Consider the following 19,803-nt stretch of genomic DNA (forward strand, 5'->3'; position numbering starts at 1 on the left):
CAGGTTTGGGCGGTAATTTCAAGGAGTGGGGGTGCAGTATGGCTCTTATGTTTGCAAGGTGCTATATTAAAGCAAATGAGGAAGAACATAACCGCCAGACGGGTTGTAATAACTTCTTTTCTAGTCGATCTGAGCGACGTAATCTTAAATGTGACAGCGGCTATCTTATCCGGCAGTGTGGTGGTACTAACCGAGGCCATGCAGGGCGCTGCGGATTTGCTGACGGCTGGCCTTTTGTGGATGGGGGTCAGTCGCTCAAAGAGGCGGGCAGATAGGAGGCATCGCTTCGGCTATGGCAAAGAATTATTCTTCTGGATACTTATGGCCGGTATTTCGATGTTTTTCTTAACTGCCGGGGTCTCTTTTTACCTGGGCCTGCAGCGCTTTTTGCACCCGCGGCCGATTCATAACCTGGAGTTTGCGTACTTAGTACTGGCAATCGGGGTGGTGACTAATGCTTATGCCCTACGCCTCAGCTTGCATCGCCTGCATATTAATCGCCATACCCGAGTGGAGGATTTATGGAGCAGGGTTGGCGGCTCCAGCTTTGTAGAGACAAAAGCTACCACCATTCTGGATCTAATGGGCACCACAGCTGCTGCTCTAGGCCTAGTAGCATTGGTGGTATACGGCGTCACCGGCGATCTAAGGTTTGATGGTATCGGCGCCATGGTAGTCGGATTGGTATCTGGTATATTCGCGATTCTTCTAATACTTGAGGTTAAGGAATTCATTATCGGTCGCAGCGCTCCTCAAGAGCTAGAAGAACGCATCCGTAAGGTAGCCGAATCGGTAGAGGGTATAAAGAAGGTTCTAGACCTTAGAACCATGCAAATGGGCTCAGACAGGGTGCTGGTGAATATGGAGGTACATATAAACAGAAACCTAAATGCCAAACAAATTGAGAAGCTAATGGATGATCTCAAGAAAAGGGTTAAAACCAGTGTGCCAGAAGTACAGCATATTCAAGTAGAGATAGAAACGCCTTAATACATGTGCTTTTGGTACAATACTTAAGCTATGTATGACGAACTAGAGATTTATTCGGACGAAATAACCCCCAAGCCAAGGAGGAGCCAGCGGTTGAAGAAATTCTTAATCGGTTTTGTGGCCCTGGCTTTGGTTGGTGCGGCAGTCTTTGTGCTACTGAACTTATTTAAGACATCTGTTAACCCTTTTAGTTTCGGTTTACTACGAGGCGAGCTAGATGGCCGGGTAAATATAATGCTACTGGGGGTGGGTGACCCGGGCCACGCTGGTGAAACCCTGACTGACACCAATATACTCATGAGCGTTAACACCAGGACCAAGCAGGTTTCTACCGTCAGCATACCTCGTGATCTGAGAGTGGCCTTGCCAAAGGGTGGCTATGGCAAGATTAACCAAGCGCATTCCAAGGGGGGTATACCAGGCGCCGAGGAGGTATTTGAGGAAACATTGGGCGTACCAGTTCACTATTACGTCAGGGCCAACTTTACGGGGCTCAGGCAGGCAGTTGATGCGGTGGGAGGCATTGATATTGAGGTTAAGGAGTCCCTATACGACCCGGAATATCCCTGTGATAAAAATCAGTATCGCAGCTGTGGCTTCAGGCTGGCAAAGGGCCAGCAGCATATGAATGGCACGACGGCGCTTAAGTATGTCCGTTGCCGTAAGGGCAATTGTGGCGATGACTTTGGTAGGGCACAACGCCAGCAGGAGGTGATGCAGGCTATTCGCGCGAAGGCGACCGGGCTGGATACCATTACTAACCCTTACCGGCTGGGCAAGCTGATTGCGGCTACAGGTAGTAATATCAAAACCAACTTAAGTGTAAACAACATCCTGCGCCTAAATGACCTAACCAAAGATACGGCGCAAGATCAAATGATAGGTGTGGTGCTTAGCCTGCAGCCAGACGGGTTCTTGGTGTCTTCAAAGACGAGCAGCGATCTGGTGCCCAGGGGTAATGATTTCGATGACATCCATTCCTTTGTGCAGAAGATTTTTAGCCTCGGCCCCGTCTGGACAGAGCATCCCACTCTTCAAATCGAAAACGGTACTACTACCATGGGAACTGCCGGGCAGGTTAAATCTAAGATCGAGCGGGATGGCTACACCATTAATGTCACCGGTCTCGCCAATGCTTTAAAGCGTGATTATACCGCCACCCAGATTATCGATTACACTGGTGGCAAGAAGAAGCATACGATTGCTTACCTGGAAAAGCTGCTGGGGGTTAAGGCGGTGCCTCCGCCCACACCAGTTAAGGTGCCCCTGGCCGACTTTCGAGTGATCGTGGGAACTGATTTTGTACAAGCTAACACCAAGCCCTCCGCGCAGTAATGGCAATTCTTATCTGACCTGCTAAAATAGCGGTATGTTAGCATTAGCATTTTTAGAGTGGTGGTATGGCCGTGGCTGGAAGCTTTTTGCAGGTAAACAGCTAGGCAGTATTAAGCATCTTATGTTGGCTTTCTCCGTGCCGTTACTAGCTAGGACTCTGTTTGCACCTTGGAAGCAGATTATTTCTTACAGCGACGACTCACTGGCAATGAATATGAGGGTACTTTTAGATAACACGGTTTCGCGGGTGGTTGGCTTCGGTGTGCGAATAATTGTTTTGTTCGCAGCCTTTTTACTGTCTGCAATTTGGCTTGCAGTTAGCTTGGCTGGTTTAATTCTGTGGCCATTATTACCAATAGCATCAATAGTGCTAATAATAGGGGGCTTAGTATGGATGTAACCCGGGTAAAAATCACAACACCCCGTTTAAAGAAGGCTAAATTGGCCGAATATTTTAGCCGAAGGGTGTTGCTTGCGGCTAAAATCATTACTTTAGTTTTGGCGGTAGGCGCACTTTATCTTCTAGCAAGCGGATCTGGATTTGGCTGGACACTCATGGGCTTAGCTCTAGCTGGGTTGATATTGCAAGCTTGGGCGAATTGGGACCTTTCCAATCTGCCGCCATCCAAACCGCTAAGCGAGGCCAGTAAGCTAGATGACGTATTGACCGCACCTTTGCTGGCCCATTATCCCAGCATCAGCAAGACAGCCGAACTCTGGGCGGTGATTAAAAAACAGCCCGAAGCCGTGTTTTTAATGAACCGCCTAACGATGCATCCGGAAGAAGTAGAGCAGATTATTCAATCTAGCCCAGTTGGCATTACCCAGGTTTGGGAGGCTGCAAAGGGGCTGGCGCTGCACGAAGGCAGTCGGGTAATTGACGCAGCCCATGTATTTGCAGCCCTGCTTGCAGTAAGTCCTGGCTCAAAACTCTACTTTGATCAAATCAAGCTAGATATTGATGACCTTGAAGCCGGCCTCAACTGGCTTCGTCAGATAAAAACTATGTCCGATGAAGCCAAAAAGAAGGGATACTTTGGTGGAATTGGCAGAGATTGGTCGGCCGGATACACTCCCGTGCTCAAGCGGTTTGGTGTGAATATCAGTCGCAGTATAGAAGCCGGTGCTAGCTACAGAGTGACGAGTAGCCGGCAGGAAACAATTGATAGGATGCTAACATATCTGCAAAGCTCTTCTCGGTCCAGCGTGGCTTTGATCGGTCCCCCTGGTTCTGGTAAAACCACATTAGTTTACGGTTTTGCAGAGAGAATCCTTAAAGGCCGTCAGGTTGGCAACCTGGCATACTACCAGGTGGTGGTGCTCAACCCCTCACTTATTATCTCAAGCCAAACTTCAATTGAAGAGACGGTTTTAACCTTGCTAGGAGAAGCGGGCCACGCCAAAAACATAATTCTTTTCCTAGATGATGCTCAACTGTTTCTTAACCAAGGGGTGGGGTCGGTTGATCTCTCGCAAGTTTTGCTGCCTATTTTACAACAGAGCAATATTAAGCTGGTTATGGCGCTGACAGACACGGACTGGCAGAAGCTAAAGGCGGCTAAACCGGCCCTGGCTACCATTCTTAACCATGTGGCGGTTCCCAATATGAGCGAGCCGGATGTGGTTGATACCCTGCAGGAGTCGGCTGTTTATATTGAGCATAAAAGCCGGGCTTTAATTACTATGCAGGCTATTAAAGAAGCTCTACGTTTGTCCGATCGATACCTGCAAGAGGAGGCCTTCCCAGGCAAAGCCGTACGCTTACTGAGCGACGCTTCTAATTATCCTGACGGCAGTTTAATCACCGCCAAATCTGTTCAGAGCGCTATTGAATCGATGACTGGCGTAAAGGCCGTATCGGCGGATGAGACCGAGAAGAAAGAACTGGTAAACCTAGAAGAGCGGATACATAAACAAATGGTCAATCAATCACGGGCGGTAAGTGTGGTGGCTAATGCCCTCCGACGGGTGCGATCTGGGGTTGGTAACCCAAAGCGCCCTTCGGGTAGCTTTTTATTCCTCGGGCCTACAGGAGTGGGTAAGACCGAGCTTGCCAAGGCTCTCGCCAATGTTTACTTCGGCGGCGCCGAAAAAATGATACGAGTCGATATGAGTGAATACCAGCAGCCAAGCGATGCCACTAGGCTGCTGGCGGCCTCTCCAGACAAATCAAGCGGTTCAACTCTAATTAGTAGTGTTCGATCCCAGCCTTTTAGTGTGGTGCTGTTAGATGAGGTAGAGAAGGCTCACCCAGATATTCTTAATCTTCTTTTACAGCTACTCGATGAAGGCCACTTAACAGATTCAGATGGTCGCAAAGTTTCTTTCAAGGAATGTATTATAATCGCTACCTCTAACGCCTCGGCCGATGAAATAAGGAGGCGAGTAGAAGCCGGCGAAGACCTGGCAGACTTCGAAAAGACGATTATTAGCCAGCTGACCAGTAGTCATCAGTTTCGCCAAGAGCTTCTGAATCGCTTTGACGAGATCGTCTTATTCCGGCCACTTTCAAAAAATGAGCTAGCTCAGGTAGTAGAGCTTATGTTAGCTGAGGTAAACAACAATCTTAAACCACAGAAACTATCTGTTGAGCTTACTCCGGGTGCCATCCAATGGATGATTGAGGCCGGGTACGACCCCAGGCTGGGAGCCCGTCCAATGAGGAGGGTAGTGCAAAAAGCAGTAGAGAACGTGGTGGCTAAGAAGATCCTAGAGAATAAGATAACTTCAGGTGAAACCGTTCGGCTAGATGTATCTGATATCCGGGAAACAGATAATACTACTTCTCAATAACAGAAAAAGTATTGTGCGACATAAAGCCCTTATGCTTACAAAGGCAGAACGGTATGCTGTCTAGCGCTTAAATCGTCTGAGTAGCACCGACTGTACGTTATAGGAGGATGTTTGGCTTGTGGTTAAGGCCCAATTATTGGCTGCGTATTGCGTAAGTAGCCAGCCGCGCATAATAAACAGTTTTTTGCGGCCTGTAATGTAGTTCGGAACGCGCAAAAAAGTAAAAAAATAATGCCTCAAAATTAATAAAACTTCAAAAATAATTTTTATTTTTAAACTTAGTGCAAAAAGATGGGTGATGGGCTAATGCTTAATCTAGCTTTTAAGCAATAGATGCTAATACCAAAATAACGGCTTTGCTAAGCCGTTATTTTGGTGGTGTTGGTTTTGTTTTTGTTTTGAGTACTTAATTTGTTCAAGTACCTATTTCAAGATTACTCACTAAAAAAAAGCCTGTCAATACATTTTTTTGAGTTTTTATAAAAAACTTTTTAAGAAAATTAAAAAAAGACTAAAAAATTAAATACTAATTAGCGCGGCAGTTCTTTGGCCGTGTCGCGAATTTGATCGCGTTTTTTTATTAGCTGCCGTTTGTCATATTTTTTACGCCCGCGGCCAATTCCGATTTCTAATTTAATTAAGTTACGATCCTCAGCCAGCGAAAGGGGGACAATAGCGGCTCCAGCTTGCTTGTAGCCTGTCAGCTGTTCCAGCTCTCTCTTGTGCAATAGCAGCTTACGCGGCCGGTCAGGGTCTAGCCTGGAGCTATTCCCGGCCCGGTTATAGGGAGTAAAATGGGCGTTTGATAGATAAGCCTCTCCATCTTTCAGGGATACAAAGCTGCCCTTTAAGCTGACCTGTCCAAGTTTGCCGCTCTTTACCTCGGCCCCAGATAGCACAAGCCCCGCGGTCATCTTATGTTCGATCGCATAGTCGTAGCCGGCCCGCCTGTTTTTAGCCAGAATTTTCATAGGGCTATTATAGCTTTATAACGCCAGATTGTAACCTGATGATATAATGAACTTTGTTATGGTCTTAAGGGAAATTTCAGAAATTGTTGCTAAGGCGGTTTGGACGGAGTTTAAGGTTAAAACCGCCCCCCAAATCAGCTATGCCGAGCCAAAGTTCGGTGATTTTGCTACTAATATCAGCTTTGAGCTTGCAAAAACATTGAAACAGAACCCGAAGCAAATTGCAGAGGGTATTGCGAGCAATATCAAACATCCTCAGATAGAGAAGGCTTCTAGTGTGGGCGGATTCGTGAATATCGTAGTGGCAGAGAGCTACTGGGTAGATTGCTTGAAGAAGATCAAACCTGGCTATGGACAAAGCAAGCCTCGAAAAGGTCAGAAAGTTCAGGTGGAATTCATATCAGCCAACCCCACAGGGCCGCTGACGCTGGGTAATGCCCGGGGTGGATATCTAGGGGATGTGTTATCTCGGGTGCTCGATCATGCTGGCTACAAAACTACCAGTGAATATTACTTTAATGATGCTGGCACTCAGATCAGTAAGCTGGTCGAGTCGGTGAAGCACCAAGCCGGTATCATTAAAGCCAGTCAGGTTGAATACCAGGGTAAGTATATCGAGGAGCTGGCCAGCGATCTGAAAAATGAATTAAAAAGCCGATCCGACGAAGATTTAGCCGGAATATTAACCAAAGAGGTCTCCAGGCGCTATATCAAAGAAGCTATTACCAGGATGGGTATTGAATTTGATGAGTGGTTTAATGAAAAGTCGCTGATTTCTAGCGGAGAACTCGAAAAAGCGCTTGAGTTGCTGCGCAAAAAAGGCCTGACATACGAGAAAGATGGGGCTTTGTGGCTGAAATCAACTGATTATGGAGATGAACGTGATCGTGTGCTACAGAAAAGCAACGGAGATGTTACGTATTTAGGTACCGATATTGCCTACCACCTTAATATCTTCGAGCATCGCAGATTCGATCGCGCAATTAAAATCTGGGGGGCCGATCACGCCGGACAGGTTCCCTCCTTAAATCTGACCATGAAGCGCTTGATCCCAGATTGCCGCCTCGATTTTGTGATAGTTCAATGGGTGCGTCTAGTCCAAGGGGGTAAAGAGGTAAAAATGAGCAAGCGAGCTGGCAGCTTCGTTACGGTGGATGAACTTATAGATGAAATTGGCTCCGATGTAGCCAGATTTTTCTTTCTGATGCGCTCAGCTACCAGCCATATGGATTTCGATCTTAGCTTAGCCAAGGAGCAATCCCAGAAAAACCCCTTATTTTATGTGATGTACTCTTACGTGCGAGCCCACTCCATATTAGCTCAAGCTGCCTCTAAGCAGTTGAAGCCTTCTAATTCCCTTGAGAGGCTTAACACCACGGAATCAGAATTGGTTAAGTATATGACTCGGCTGCCTGATTTAATTTCAGAGATAGCAGAGAGTTATGAGGTACATCATTTGAGTTTCTTCGCCACCCAGCTTGCCAAGAAGTTTCATGATTTATATGAATCAGAGAGAATTATTGACCTAAATCAAGAAACAGCAGAATGCAAGTTGTATTTAATACAACAATACATTACATTTATGGAAATATTATTTAATATAATTGGTGTAACACCAATCAAGAAGATGGAGCCTAAAGTTTAGCCTTGGCTTTAATCAGTTTATTATCTGCAACCGTGAACCATTGCTGGGTTTTGGCTTCATAAACCGCGGTAACGGCCTTACCGTAGCCTTCAAAACTGTACTGTTTTTCGAATGAAAGCGATTTATCAGATAGGCGCATTATGCCGATTTTGGCAGTCTGACGACTGAAGACAGCCACTGTGTCCAGATTAATAACTTTAATTTCAGATATTTCTGACAGACCCTGGGGTAAGCCCTGAGCTTCATGGGTTTTCTGTCCCACCAAAAAGCGTTCCACCTTTTTGCCGCCACCGCTTATATAAATACTGCCGTCTATGGCAATGCTTGTAGCACTCTTTATGCTTGGAAAGTCTCTTGAGCTAATCGAAGTAGAAGGTGAGGAGAAGCCGGCCAAAGTAGGTATATGTTTGTGAACGCCGGCATCATCTAAAACGTACAGACTGTTATTATAGCTGGCTATCGATCGGCCTCTTGCCCACGAACCCTGGCTGAGCTCCTTGCGTTCAAAGCGGTTGTCTTTAATCTGGTAGACCCATACAGCAGGCTCCTCAGTTAGGATGTATATTGTGCCTCCGTCATCGGATACGGCTGAGGCCGTGATTACCCCTAGTCCTTTTGGAAGTGGCGCAGAGGTTAACACTTGGCTTGTAGCCGCATTGTAGACCGTAACGGCTTCTTCCTGGCCTATGACAATCAGATTACCCTCCACTGACTCTAGGAAGACTGGCATACTGTTTTTGTACTGCTTGATTACTTGCGGCTGTAGCCTGATTAATCCTTGCAGCTTGTCTATTTTTACTGCTACTTCTTCTTTGAGTTTTGTGACGCTTGCCGGATCTTGTTCCTCATGGGGTAGGGATTGCAGCTTGGCTTCAACCTGCTTAAGGGCCGGGCTTTTTGAGATGCTATCTAGTATTTTGTACGCGCTCTGTAAGTCTTGTTCAGCTGCAGCTTTATCCCGCAGCCCGAGCTTTTGCTGCCCAGAAAGAGTGAGAGTGTAAGCTTGCTGGTAGCGTTTCTGCTGTTTGCTGATTTCACTAGCCCGCACCCATTGGTAGGTCGCCAGTGAGGCCACTAGCAGAATGGCGGCAGCGGCCATGATGACTGGCTTACGACTCTGTTTGCCTCTTATGGCCTTGCCCGCATAGTTTTGACTGCGTGCGATCGCTTTCTTTGTCAGCGGCAAAATACTCTGCCGATAAGCCGTCTGGCTCCGGGTATGGCCGTTCTTCAATACCTGGGCGGTTTTTTTAATAAAAGGCTTTAGGTTGTGTTGGGCACTTACGGCAAAAGACTCTCTGTCTTCAATGTGTAGTTCGCTTGGCTCATTGGGCAGAACTTGCATAGCCAGGAGTTCAGGGGTAGTAACCGATGCTATTAGCCCTGAAGTGCGATTTAGGTTTGGCTGGGTTTTTAATATTTCGCCAATACGGCTTACGGCCGTTTGGGGAGTTGAGTTGCTGGCAATGCTTCTTAACTCGGTCTGAGGAACCTTATGCATGAGGCCGGGAGTTGCAAAGACCAGCTGATCGCCGGTTTGAATTGTACCGCTGGCAACACTTTCAAAGGGTTGGCTATTATCGTTTGTTAGGCCTTCTGTCAGATCTATAGCGTGCTGTCCTCGGTACAAGTAGGCTTGAGCATTACCCATGCTCGATATTATCAGGCTGTCTTCATAGGCGACGGCGATGACAGCGTGGATCTTATCTGCCCATTCTGCCGATTGGCCGTATACTTTGGTGATGATTTCATTAAGTGCCTGTATGGTTGATTCGAAATTCGAAGTCCTATCAGGTTCACCTTCTTCGGTGGGTGGCGTGTAATAGGTTTCGCCAGCCGTTTGAATTAGAGTGTCAATTATCTCCTCCGCTTTCTTGGTGGGCCCCAGTACTTCAATTACCACGATTAGAGACCCAAGAGATTCAAGATTTTTAGGGGGCTCATAGCAGTAAGACAAGGCTGAACCGGCTGTAGGGTGCAGTCTTTTGCTTCGGGGAATGATTTTGGCAGTCTGGAGAATCAGCTTGGACATGTATGGCCCACTTTTGGCCTATGCTAGCATTATTTTACTCCCTAAACAATCCTTATGCTTATCTGTTAATCCTGCTATACTTAACTAATATGGAGTCGACTTTGCGAAGCTTGAACCCCGAACAGCGCCGGGCCGTAGAACATCTAGACGGCCCCCTTCTGGTTATCGCTGGGGCCGGAACAGGTAAGACGGAGGTAATCACTAGCCGGATTGCTTACCTAATTAATCACCACCACATTCCAGCTAGCCAGATTATAGCACTGACGTTTACAGATAAGGCAGCCCGAGAGATGGAGGAGAGGGTAGATACACTGCTACCCTTGGGGTTAAATTTGCCTCAGGTACAAACATTCAATTCCTTCGGTGATCAGCTGCTTAGGGAGTACGCACTCGATATGGGCCTACCAATCAGTGCCAAGCTGATGTCTAAAACACAACAATTATTGCTTTTAATAGAGCATTTTGACGATTTAGAACTAGAATATTTTGCTCCTCGTGGGAATCCCTCTGATTTGTTTATTAACCTACTCGGCTACTTTTCTACCCTTCGTAATGAGCTGATACAACCAGAAGATTACGGTAAGTACGCCGCAAAGTCTGCAGAGTCTGCCGCAGGGGAAGAGGAAAAGCTCGAAGCCGACAAACACTTGGAATTATCAAACCTGTATAAAAAATATACCCAGATCAAAAAGAAGAAGGGCTTAATGGACTATGACGACCAGATTAACCTGGTGATTGAGCTTATGGACAAGAGGCCAAACATATCAAAAGAGATCAGGGAGCGGTATCGCTATATATTAGTAGACGAGTTTCAGGATACTAACTACGCCCAGAATTATCTGCTTGAACTTGTAGCAGGCAAGAAAGGTAACTTAATGGTGGTTGGAGATGACGACCAAAGTATCTATAAGTTTAGAGGCGCGGCCGTTTCAAATATCCTCAGGTTCAGCGAAACATTTCAAGATGTAGAGCGTATCGTGCTTACCCGTAACTATCGTTCAACCCAAAAAATTCTAGATGCGTCCTACCGATTGATTCAGCACAATAATCCTGATCGTCTGGAGTTTAAATATCAGATTAATAAAGTTCTAGCAGCATCTGAGACTGGAACAGAGCCCACCCTTCTGCCCCAGCCCGATTATCATGCCGAGACAGAGGCAGTAGCAGCGCTGTTGGCCAAAAGAATAGCCTCAGGCACCAAGCCGGCCGACATAGCGGTTCTGGCACGCAAGCATAAGCAGCTAGAAGCACTTGTGCCGTCTTTGCAGCGGCATAAGGTGCCATTTAGCCTGCTCGGGCCTCAGAAGCTTTACAAGCAGCCTGAGGTGGAGCTAGTGGTGCATGCTCTAAGGTATTTGTCCGATCCTCATAATTCTGAGGCTTTGTACCATCTGCTGGCCAGAGAGCCATTTAAACTCGACATCCATCAGCTCGCGGCAGCGGCAGGTGGGGCAAAGCGAATGAATATGCCGCTGCGGCAGTACCTCCAGGAGCATCACACGGGGAGTAAAGATTTCAATGCCTCGCTTACAAAGTTCTTAGCATTCTTTGATGCGTTAAGAGATTCTGCTGCCAACCGCAGCGTACTCGAGGTGGCCTATAGCTTTTTAACTGAATCTGGGTATATCAGACAGCTTGAGACCAGGGCAGACCAGGACCCCACTATACCAGCCAGGTTTAAGAATTTGGAACGCTTTCTGCAGCTACTAACCGATTTTTCTAGTATTGCTCATGACGCCAGTTTGCAGGCGTTTGCCAGTCAGTTTGACCACTTCCGTGATTTTACTAGCGAAGAGGCTTTTCAGGAGGCCGATTATGCTTTAGACGAAGTCAGGCTACTTACGATCCACCAGTCCAAGGGCTTGGAGTTTGAGACGGTCGTACTGTTTGATTTTAACCAAACCGACTTTCCGGGCAGCTCAAGAACAGAAAGCCTCAAGATACCAGATACCTTACTGGCAGGCGAAGTACTACCTGCGGGCAACTGGCATTTGCAGGAGGAGAGGCGCCTCGCGTATGTGGCAATGACGAGGGCCAAAAAGGAACTAGTTATGACATTTTCACCTAACCATGGCTCAAAGCGCCTTCGCCGCCCGTCTATTTTTCTTCAGGAAGCGCTAGGGGATAAAGTTGAAATACCGGAAGCCGAAACAGCCACCTTCACCCTCGATCGCTTTGCTTCTGTGGCCGATAATAAAAAACTTGTTCAAAGCCGGCTTTATGATAATAAGGGCCGCTTAAGACTGACGCCGTACCAGATAGATGATTACCTAACCTGTCCCTATAACTTTCGCTATCGGGTATTGCTGCAAGTACCACAAGGGCCGAATCCGGTTCTGATGTATGGCAATATCATCCATCAGGCTATAAACCAGTATTACGTAATGAAGCGACAAGGCAAGATAGACGAAGCAGTGCTTTTAAAAATGATTGAAGATTTATGGGTAAGCCAGGGATTCACCACCAAACAACAGGAGGATAAGATGATCAAACAGGCTCAATCTACTGTTAAAAAGTTCATCGTCCAGGGGAGTAAGAGCGATTTAATGCCTGTTCACAGTGAGCATCCCTTTCAGTTTGAGCTGCCGAGCCACAAACTGGTGGTAAGCGGCCGGTTCGACGCGGTGTTTCAGTACCCAGATGGGCAGGTTGAGATCCGTGATTATAAAACCGGGCAGACTGATGACGAGGCGAAGGCCGAGGACAGGGCTAAAAAAAGTATTCAGCTTGGTATATACGCTCTAGCCTGGGAGAAGATAACAGGCAAGGCACCTGATATAGTTGCCCTGGAGTTCGTCGACACTGGCACTAGAGGCACCACGCATAAGACAGCCAAGCAGTTAATGGCTATAGAAGAGAAAATTATTGCGGTATCAGAAGGAATTAGAGCTGGACGGTTCGAGCCAAAGGGCGATCATCGCTATTGCGAGCATGGGCCGGTTCAGACTGGAATGCTGCTATGAGAGATGAATTATGGCTGCAGCAGCTTCTGGATGAAACCTGGGATAAGTACTTTGCGGATGTCCCGCAAGATAATATTGTGCGGATAAAATTTGGCCGCCGGGCTCGTACTCGGCTGGGTTCAATCAGGATTCACCCCGACCACCCGGATACTACCGAAATCACCCTTAACGGGCTGTTCAGGGATCCGGCGGTGCCCGAGTTTGTAGTACTTGCAACTCTGGTGCATGAAATGATTCATTACGCGCATGGCTTTAATTCTCCCCTGGAACAGAAGCACAGGCATCCGCACGCCGGCGGTGTGGTAAGAGCCGAGTATCGGGAGAGGGGGCTGGAGGAGCTCTACTTAAGGCAAAAAAAATGGCTGAAAGCTAACTGGCCAGACATATTAAGAGCCAACTTCCAACCTGTAAAGCGAAGAATTGTAAAAAGAACAATACCCAAGCCGTTCTGGTTTTAACTGGTCGGGGTGACAGGACTTGAACCTGCGACCTCAGCGTCCCGAACGCTGCGCGCTAGCCAACTGCGCCACACCCCGGTGTTGAGATTATATCAGGCGGCATGTTTAAGCCCCGGCTGCTCTTACGAGCTTCCGGGGCTTAATCGTCCTTGTACACATGTGCCTTACTGGATTCTCCTGGATTTTTCGTCCAGTAGATATTGCCGTCTGCCAGCTTAAGCATCCACCAATCTACCTCAACCTTGGTACCTCTTGGGGTCTTTGTAATACCCAGAGAGAGCGATTCGATATTTCGGTAGACGGTTTTTGCCTGGCTGCGGCTGGCGGCTTCACACCAGCGGCTTTTTTTCTCAGAATCACCGCTGACCAGCCAGTAGGCAGTAACGCCTGGGTTGTAGCTTCGAACAGCCATCAGATGAGCGGACCCATTGGATCGTACTCATCAGACTTCATGTTGTCTGCTCGATCGCTACCTCGCTTTCCGCTTGGGAGTTTGCGGCGCGAGCCATCCTTAACCCAACCACGCCCAGGATGGCGCTTCTTTGGGTTCATGCGATAAAGCTTGAGTTTGGTTGGCTCATCGCAGTTGGGGCAGTGGTCTGCTCCATTGAACTGCAAAGCTGATGTGCCGCAATTGGCGCATCCAGCATATGTTTCTGGGTTGGCCATTGCGGCTCCTTTTCAGCAGGTTGGTGTTCAAGGTACGATTAACATATATATTATAACCATAAAAGCTATAAATGTCAATGTCTGTAGCTGTGAAACAGATAAGAAATTTGGTCTGCTATGATGTTTTTATGTCTGATACGCCAATAAAAGCCGTGGTTTTTGATCTATTAGGGGTGCTCATCACCAGCCAGCATCCCATGGGCCAACCGCTATTACTTGAGCTGGCTAGCAGCTTACGCAAAGCAGGTTATAAAATCGGGATTCTCTCTAATCTCCAGCCCAGCGATCAGCTTCAGAAAGACTGCGCCCAGCTATTTGAGCAGTTCAACGTAGTAATCTTTTCTGGTGAGACGGGCCTAGTTAAACCCGACCCAGAGAGCTATATTTCTGCCGCGGAACAGTTGGGCTGCAGGCCAGAAGAGGTTCTAATGATTGACGACGCAGCAGAAAACACCGAGGGGGCAAAGAGGGCGGGGTGCCAGGCTATCTTATATCGCACAGAATCCCAATTACGGAGCGACCTTAAGGCGTCTGGACTACCCCTCGGCTAGCTTAATCAGGCAGTTTTTCGTACAATCTTCTTATGGATACGACCTTAGTCCTCGTGATATTAATAGCCGTCATGGCAATCGGCTTTGCTGGCATAGCCCTGTTTGTTAACAGTAAGCTGGGCGGACTAAAGAACGACACAGCCCTGGGGCTGATAAAGCAAGATTTTCAGGGCATGCATGAGCGGTTAGATAAGGCCGCTACTGTTTTCGGCGGTTTACAGCAAGAGCTTGGGCGTATGCAGGAGCTGGGCCGCAGCATGCGCGACATTCAGGATGCCCTGAAATCCCCCAAGCTAAGGGGTAATATTGGCGAGCAGATGATGGCAGAGATGCTGAGCCAGCAGATACCAAAGGGCAATTTTAAGCTGCAGCATGCTTTCCGCTCGGGAGAGAAAGTCGATGCTGTTATAAAAACCCGGAACGGCTTAATACCGATCGATTCTAAATTCCCAGCCGAGAACTTCCTTAAATACGTTCAGTCAAAGGATGAGGCAGAAAAGAAGCGCCTACATAAGGATTTCGTGGCAGATGTAAAAAAGCATATTCAGGCGATATCAACCAAGTACATCCAGCCGGCCGAGGGTACTGTAGACTTCGCGTTTATGTACGTACCAGGGGAGAATGTTTTTTATCACATTATCAGCCAAACCGATCTGTACGAGTTCGGAGCCACCCAGCGTGTAATTCTTGTTTCCCCCCAGAGTTTCTACCACTACCTAGGTACTGTACTGCTTAGCCTGGAGGGGGAGTTGATTGAACAGAAGGCTAAGGAGGTAATGAGCTACCTCAAGGGCATTCAGGGTGACGCGCGTAAGTTTGATACCGAGCTGACCTTAGTAAGTAAACATCTGACCAATGCCAAAAACGCGGCCGATTCAGCCGTTAATTCCTATGCTAAACTGAGCGGTAAGATCGATTCAGCCAACCAATTGAGCCTGGGCGACGTACGTCCTCGTAAATTGTCGGCTGAAACCGAGAAACCTAAAGAGGAGACATTGGTGTGAAGCGTTTATTTTCTGGAATCCAGCCTTCTGGCGAGGTGCATCTGGGCAACTATCTGGGCGCAATTAAAAATTGGGTAGAGCTTCAGGAGGATAATAAACTGATGCTGTGCGTAGTGGATCTGCATGCCATTACCGTGCCGCAGGATCCGAATGCGTTGCGCGCAGGTTCAATCGACTTAGCCCGAATGCTTATAGCCTGCGGTATTAATCCTGATAAGACAATAATATTCAAGCAATCAGATGTTGCGGCGCATAGTGAACTGGCTTGGATTCTGAGCACTATTACCTCCATGGGTGAGCTAAACCGCATGACGCAGTTTAAGGATAAAAGCAAAAAGGGCGATAGCTCAAAGGCCAGCGTAGGATTGTTTACATACCCCGTGCTACAGGCAGCTGATGTATTACTTTATGACATCAATGCGGTGCCGGTAGGCGAGGATCAAAAGCAGCATCTTGAGCTAATGCGTGATTTAGCAGAACGTTTCAACAAGCGATATGGCCAGACCTTTGTGGTGCCTGAGGCTAAAATAAGCAATCTGGGCGCCAGAGTAATGGGGCTGGATAATCCCGAGGTAAAGATGAGCAAGAGTGCCGGGCCGAACAACTACATTGGCCTGCTAGATTCTCCTGAGCAGGTTCAAAAGAAGGTCAGCCGGGCGGTGACTGATTCTAAGGAGGGGATTACGGCCGACCCAGCTCGCCGTGGCCTTTATAACCTGCTTGTAATTGAAGCGGCGCTTAACGGTACTACCGTGGAAGAAGAAGCGAGGGAGCAGAAATTCAAGGGATTTGCTGACTATAAGAACCATGTAGCCGAAGTGGTTACTACGGTGTTAAAGCCAATACAAGGCAAATACAGGAGCATAACTGAAAAAGAAGTGTCAGATATCCTAAAGCAGGGTGCCGTTCAGGCTAACGAAGCCGCTGATAAAAAACTACAACATGTCAAAAAAGCTATAGGTTTGCTGTAAATATTACTACGTTTTTTGCTTAAAAATGATTGACATAAGTAAACTGCTTGTGCTAGAATTACTTTATTGAATCTTGAAAACATGATTATCGTCGTTGTTACCACAACAGTGGGACAGATCCGGCTTAGAAGTATCCCCCTTACTTTCTAAACCGGAATTGTCCTACTGTTAAAGGAGCGCTATCTTGTGCAGTACAGGCGCTTCGTCGGTTTCCGAGGGGGATCCCTGGTCGTCAGCTTTGCTTGCGATCAGTTACTCCTTCGGATACCAGATAATGGTAGCGACTGCACCTTATGTGTCTTTGCGACAACCGTCGTAAGGATACTTCGGGGCGACAGCGCCAAGTGAGTTAATACATGAGGGTGCATTGATCGCCCCGATCTTCTTTTTAAGCACTTATCTTTACGCACTGCTACGTCAGAATTGCCAGCCCTCGGTTGTAGTACATCTGGGTACAGCTTCTCTGCGGGCTTCAGTTATTCCTTGCAGTGCGTCAGGGCTAAGCACTTAAAGTTCGCTGATATCAGACATCGGCGTTTTTTTATTGCTAATGTAAGCTGATTTTTGCCATAATGTAAGTATTACTGAGGTTTGTAAGTGCCTGCACTTGGTTATCATAATCTGTTGCTTTCCGTATCCGTGATTACCACTGTGGTTATTATTTTAACTACCATAGTGGTTGCGCCGGCCGACATTGGCCCCTTGGGGGTAACGCTTTGGTTTATTGCTCTGTTTGTCGGCTTATCTTCTTGGCTGACTTTGCTTCTCAACTGGTTAGCGGGTAAGCTTGGGGCTGAATCCAAGTCTTCAGGTCGCCTGACTACTGCTTGGCGGCGCGGTTTACTGCTTGGCGGATGGTTAACGGTTATACTAGGGTTAAGCAGTTTGAAGCAGTTAGAGTTTAAAGATATAATTCTATCTTTTCTGCTGATTGCATTAATTGAACTATACGTAAGGAACCGGTCATGAGTTTGCCTAATATCAAACAAATCTTACCCAGCATCCAAAAGGCTGCCACTGAAAAAGAACTGGAACAGCTACGGGTTAAGTATCTTGGCCGCAATGGAGTGATTACAGCGGAGCTAAGACGAGTAGGGTCTTTGCCAGCACTTAAAAAAGCACAAGCCGGCAAGGAGGCTAACCTGTTGAAACACCAAGCTGAGGCGGCCATTAGAGCCGCCAGTAAGCGTCTTGAGCAGGAGAGAGTAGAGAGCGAGCTGAGTGATGTAAAACTCGACGTAACGGCTCCTGTAGGGGCAGGGGGCTGGGGTCACCACCATCCTGTGACGGAGCTGATCGATGATATTGTAAAAGTGTTTTGGCAAATGGGCTTTGTGGTAGCTGAGGGGCCAGAGATCGAAACCCCTTGGTATAACTTTGATGCTTTAAATATTTCGCCAGACCACCCGGCTAGAGATATGCAGGACACTTTTTACCTTGAAGGGGGTAACCTGCCTAGGACCCATACTTCCAGTGTGCAGATAAGGTATATGGAGCAAAATAAGCCGCCGATTAGGATTATTTCTCCCGGCAAGGCCTACAGGAACGAGGACGAAGATGCCAGCCATGTCTGGATGTTCTACCAGGTAGAAGGGCTGGTGGTTGATAGAGGCATTACTTTGTCCGATCTTAAAGGCACCTTACTGGCGATGATGCGAGGGATATTGGGTGAGGATACTGGTATTAGGCTGCGGCCCAGCTTCTTTCCGTATACCGAGCCTTCGGTAGAAGTCGATGCCACCTGTGTGATTTGCAAAGGGAAGGGATGCCGTACTTGCGGCAATACCGGCTGGCTGGAGTTGGGCGGGGCCGGTATGGTTCACCCTCAAGTGCTTATCAATGTCGGCATCGACCCAGAAGAGTACACCGGGTTTGCCTTTGGATTCGGACTGGAGAGAATAGCCGCTATTAAACACCAGGTACCTGATATTAGAGAGTTTTGGCGGCCAAACCTTAAATTTCTGGAGCAGTTCTAGTGAAGTTACCCGTTGAATGGACAAACGTATATCTGGAAAAGAAGCTTACGGCTCGCAAACTGGCCGATACACTAGAGCTGGCTGGGGTAGAGGTAGAAGAGATCGTGCAGCCAGGTAAACTCGATACCCAGATTGTGGTGGGTGAAACGGTTGCTATAGATAGCCATCCTAATGCTGACAAGTTAAAAATCGTTAAGGTCAATGTAAAAAATACAACAATATCAGTGGTTTGCGGTGCCCCTAACGTGGCCCTAAAACAGAAAGTAGCAGTAGCTTTACCAGGGGCAGTTTTACCAAACGGCCTCGAGATTAAGAATAGCTCAATTAGAGGAGTAAAATCCGAGGGCATGATCTGTAGTGAACAGGAGCTAGGTCTAGGCAGTGACCACTCCGGAATACTTGTTTTACCTGATAACACCAAGATCGGTAGCGGTCTTGGTGGGGTCATTAAGGGCCGTGAGCTTATTGATCTCACCTCTTACCCCAACAGATGGGATTTAAATTCTGTTGTCGGACTAGCCCGTGAGGCAGCGGCCCACAGCGGGCAGAAGGTTGCGTTTGAAGAGCCTGAACAAATAAAGAGCTCACGTGCACCGGTCGTGGTAAAAACTCCGGAGCGGGACCTGGTGCCGCGATACATGCTAGCGCACCTGAGGGTTAGTAATACCGGCTCTTCACCTGACTGGATGGTAAGCCGCCTAAAAGCCGCCGGGATCAGGCCAATTAGCGTAGTAGTAGATATCACCAACTACGTGATGCTGGAACTTGGTCAGCCGTTGCATGCTTTTGACGCCGCCAAGATAATGCAGCCGGTATCTGTTAGAAGGGCGAAGAAGGGTGAGGTCATGGTGACCTTGGATGGAGTGGAGCGCAAGCTGGATACGGAAGATCTCTTGATTTCCGATAAACAGAAGCCGCTTGGTTTTGCCGGGGTAATGGGCGGGCAGAATTCGGAAACCAGTGCCGATACAACCGATATTTTACTGGAATCGGCTAGCTTTAATGCGGCATCTGTACGCAAGACGGCTATTCGGCATGGGTTGAGAACGGAAGCTTCGGCCAGGTTTGAGCGCGGTATTCCGGTAGACCTGGCGCCACTTGCCTTGGCCAGAGCCGTCCAACTGCTTAAAGACCTCGCCTCGGCCGAGTTAATAGCCGGACCGGCAGATCTAATGAGTGCCAAGCCAGAGGCAACCCAGATCGTAGCTAGATTGCAACGTATCAGTAATATACTTGGTATTGAGTTAACTGCAAAAGAAGCGGCAGATAATCTTAAAAAGCTCGGTTTTGAGGCTCACAGATCTACCGAAGAGAAATTATCGATAACAGTTCCTTGGTGGCGACCAGATATTAAGACCGAAGCGGACTTAGCCGAAGAAGTTATTAAATTAATTGGCTACGATAAGCTGCCGGCCACCCTGCCAGGGTGGAAACCACAGGCAATT

At 47.7% G+C, this 19,803-nt stretch carries 17 protein-coding genes and 1 tRNA gene; 13 read left to right on the forward strand and 5 right to left on the reverse strand.

Going from position 1 to position 19,803, the window contains the following annotated elements; genetic code table 11:
* Positions 1 to 75: 75 nt before the first annotated feature.
* From VNA68_01570 to VNA68_01585, 4 genes are read left to right on the forward strand one after another with little or no spacing between them, the layout of a single operon-like run.
* Positions 76 to 990, forward strand: coding sequence for a cation diffusion facilitator family transporter (locus VNA68_01570; protein ID HVE80808.1), 915 nt, complete (start codon positions 76 to 78; stop codon positions 988 to 990).
* Between the two features lie 30 nt (positions 991 to 1,020).
* The gene (locus VNA68_01575; protein ID HVE80809.1) at positions 1,021 to 2,325 is read left to right on the forward strand and encodes an LCP family protein; all 1,305 of its coding nucleotides are present in this window, start codon (positions 1,021 to 1,023) and stop codon (positions 2,323 to 2,325) included.
* 34 nt (positions 2,326 to 2,359) lie between these two features.
* Positions 2,360 to 2,725 (forward strand): hypothetical protein, encoded by a 366-nt coding sequence (locus tag VNA68_01580; protein HVE80810.1) that lies wholly within the window; start codon positions 2,360 to 2,362, stop codon positions 2,723 to 2,725.
* Positions 2,716 to 5,118 carry an AAA family ATPase gene (locus tag VNA68_01585; GenBank protein ID HVE80811.1) on the forward strand — a complete coding sequence of 801 codons (2,403 nt, stop codon included), beginning with the start codon at positions 2,716 to 2,718 and terminating at the stop codon, positions 5,116 to 5,118. The genes VNA68_01580 and VNA68_01585 overlap by 10 nt, the downstream gene beginning before the upstream one ends.
* Before the next feature lie 530 nt (positions 5,119 to 5,648).
* Here the strand turns inward: VNA68_01585 and smpB are convergent.
* Positions 5,649 to 6,089, reverse strand: a complete 441-nt coding sequence (smpB, locus tag VNA68_01590; GenBank protein ID HVE80812.1) for an SsrA-binding protein SmpB — start codon at positions 6,087 to 6,089, stop codon at positions 5,649 to 5,651.
* Positions 6,090 to 6,135: 46 nt separating this feature from the next.
* Between smpB and argS the strand changes: the two genes are divergently transcribed.
* A complete protein-coding gene (gene argS / locus VNA68_01595; protein ID HVE80813.1) occupies positions 6,136 to 7,734 on the forward strand; it encodes an arginine--tRNA ligase in 1,599 nt (532 codons plus the stop codon).
* On the opposite strand, the gene VNA68_01600 is transcribed toward argS, so the two are convergent.
* Positions 7,724 to 9,766 carry a hypothetical protein gene (locus VNA68_01600; GenBank protein ID HVE80814.1) on the reverse strand — a complete coding sequence of 681 codons (2,043 nt, stop codon included), beginning with the start codon at positions 9,764 to 9,766 and terminating at the stop codon, positions 7,724 to 7,726. The genes argS and VNA68_01600 overlap by 11 nt on opposite strands.
* A gap of 89 nt (positions 9,767 to 9,855) precedes the next feature.
* On the opposite strand from VNA68_01600, the gene VNA68_01605 reads away from it, so the two are divergent.
* Positions 9,856 to 12,729, forward strand: a complete 2,874-nt coding sequence (locus VNA68_01605) for an ATP-dependent DNA helicase (protein HVE80815.1) — start codon at positions 9,856 to 9,858, stop codon at positions 12,727 to 12,729.
* Complete coding sequence (locus tag VNA68_01610) at positions 12,726 to 13,187, forward strand: hypothetical protein (GenBank protein HVE80816.1); 462 nt, start codon at positions 12,726 to 12,728, stop codon at positions 13,185 to 13,187. The genes VNA68_01605 and VNA68_01610 overlap by 4 nt, the downstream gene beginning before the upstream one ends.
* 1 nt (position 13,188) lies before the next feature.
* Here VNA68_01610 and VNA68_01615 read toward each other — a convergent pair.
* The 3 genes from VNA68_01615 to VNA68_01625 form a co-directional block, all read right to left on the reverse strand.
* A tRNA-Pro gene (locus VNA68_01615) sits at positions 13,189 to 13,265 on the reverse strand.
* A 61-nt stretch (positions 13,266 to 13,326) separates the two neighbouring features.
* Positions 13,327 to 13,599, reverse strand: coding sequence for a hypothetical protein (locus VNA68_01620; GenBank protein ID HVE80817.1), 273 nt, complete (start codon positions 13,597 to 13,599; stop codon positions 13,327 to 13,329).
* Complete coding sequence (locus VNA68_01625; GenBank protein ID HVE80818.1) at positions 13,599 to 13,856, reverse strand: hypothetical protein; 258 nt, start codon at positions 13,854 to 13,856, stop codon at positions 13,599 to 13,601. Before VNA68_01625 ends, VNA68_01620 begins: the two co-directional genes overlap by 1 nt.
* 128 nt (positions 13,857 to 13,984) lie before the next feature.
* Between VNA68_01625 and VNA68_01630 the strand changes: the two genes are divergently transcribed.
* From VNA68_01630 to pheT, 6 genes are all read left to right on the forward strand, one after another.
* Complete coding sequence (locus VNA68_01630) at positions 13,985 to 14,407, forward strand: HAD-IA family hydrolase (protein HVE80819.1); 423 nt, start codon at positions 13,985 to 13,987, stop codon at positions 14,405 to 14,407.
* A gap of 32 nt (positions 14,408 to 14,439) precedes the next feature.
* Positions 14,440 to 15,411 (forward strand): DNA recombination protein RmuC, encoded by a 972-nt coding sequence (locus VNA68_01635; protein HVE80820.1) that lies wholly within the window; start codon positions 14,440 to 14,442, stop codon positions 15,409 to 15,411.
* Positions 15,402 to 16,382, forward strand: a complete 981-nt coding sequence (trpS, locus tag VNA68_01640; protein HVE80821.1) for a tryptophan--tRNA ligase — start codon at positions 15,402 to 15,404, stop codon at positions 16,380 to 16,382. Before VNA68_01635 ends, trpS begins: the two co-directional genes overlap by 10 nt.
* Positions 16,383 to 16,979: 597 nt before the next feature.
* Positions 16,980 to 17,351 (forward strand): hypothetical protein, encoded by a 372-nt coding sequence (locus VNA68_01645; GenBank protein HVE80822.1) that lies wholly within the window; start codon positions 16,980 to 16,982, stop codon positions 17,349 to 17,351.
* Positions 17,348 to 18,358, forward strand: coding sequence for a phenylalanine--tRNA ligase subunit alpha (gene pheS, locus VNA68_01650; GenBank protein HVE80823.1), 1,011 nt, complete (start codon positions 17,348 to 17,350; stop codon positions 18,356 to 18,358). The genes VNA68_01645 and pheS overlap by 4 nt, the downstream gene beginning before the upstream one ends.
* A partial coding sequence (gene pheT / locus VNA68_01655; GenBank protein ID HVE80824.1) for a phenylalanine--tRNA ligase subunit beta occupies positions 18,358 to 19,803 on the forward strand: 1,446 nt, incomplete at its 3' end. The genes pheS and pheT, both read left to right, overlap by 1 nt.

This window comes from Candidatus Dormiibacterota bacterium (assembly GCA_035536395.1).
GTDB lineage: Bacteria > Patescibacteriota > Saccharimonadia > UBA4664 > DATLOE01 > DATLOE01.

Coding starts and splice junctions, on each gene's coding strand:
- VNA68_01610 (HVE80816.1), top strand. CDS start 12,726: ATGAGAGATGAATTATGGCTGCAGCAGCTTCTGGATGAAACCTGGGAT.
- VNA68_01600 (HVE80814.1), bottom strand. CDS start 9,766: ATGTCCAAGCTGATTCTCCAGACTGCCAAAATCATTCCCCGAAGCAAA.
- VNA68_01580 (HVE80810.1), top strand. CDS start 2,360: ATGTTAGCATTAGCATTTTTAGAGTGGTGGTATGGCCGTGGCTGGAAG.
- smpB (HVE80812.1), bottom strand. CDS start 6,089: ATGAAAATTCTGGCTAAAAACAGGCGGGCCGGCTACGACTATGCGATC.
- VNA68_01575 (HVE80809.1), top strand. CDS start 1,021: ATGTATGACGAACTAGAGATTTATTCGGACGAAATAACCCCCAAGCCA.
- VNA68_01620 (HVE80817.1), bottom strand. CDS start 13,599: ATGGCTGTTCGAAGCTACAACCCAGGCGTTACTGCCTACTGGCTGGTC.
- pheS (HVE80823.1), top strand. CDS start 17,348: ATGAGTTTGCCTAATATCAAACAAATCTTACCCAGCATCCAAAAGGCT.
- VNA68_01570 (HVE80808.1), top strand. CDS start 76: ATGAGGAAGAACATAACCGCCAGACGGGTTGTAATAACTTCTTTTCTA.
- VNA68_01585 (HVE80811.1), top strand. CDS start 2,716: ATGGATGTAACCCGGGTAAAAATCACAACACCCCGTTTAAAGAAGGCT.
- VNA68_01605 (HVE80815.1), top strand. CDS start 9,856: ATGGAGTCGACTTTGCGAAGCTTGAACCCCGAACAGCGCCGGGCCGTA.
- VNA68_01635 (HVE80820.1), top strand. CDS start 14,440: ATGGATACGACCTTAGTCCTCGTGATATTAATAGCCGTCATGGCAATC.
- VNA68_01625 (HVE80818.1), bottom strand. CDS start 13,856: ATGGCCAACCCAGAAACATATGCTGGATGCGCCAATTGCGGCACATCA.
- VNA68_01630 (HVE80819.1), top strand. CDS start 13,985: ATGTCTGATACGCCAATAAAAGCCGTGGTTTTTGATCTATTAGGGGTG.
- argS (HVE80813.1), top strand. CDS start 6,136: ATGAACTTTGTTATGGTCTTAAGGGAAATTTCAGAAATTGTTGCTAAG.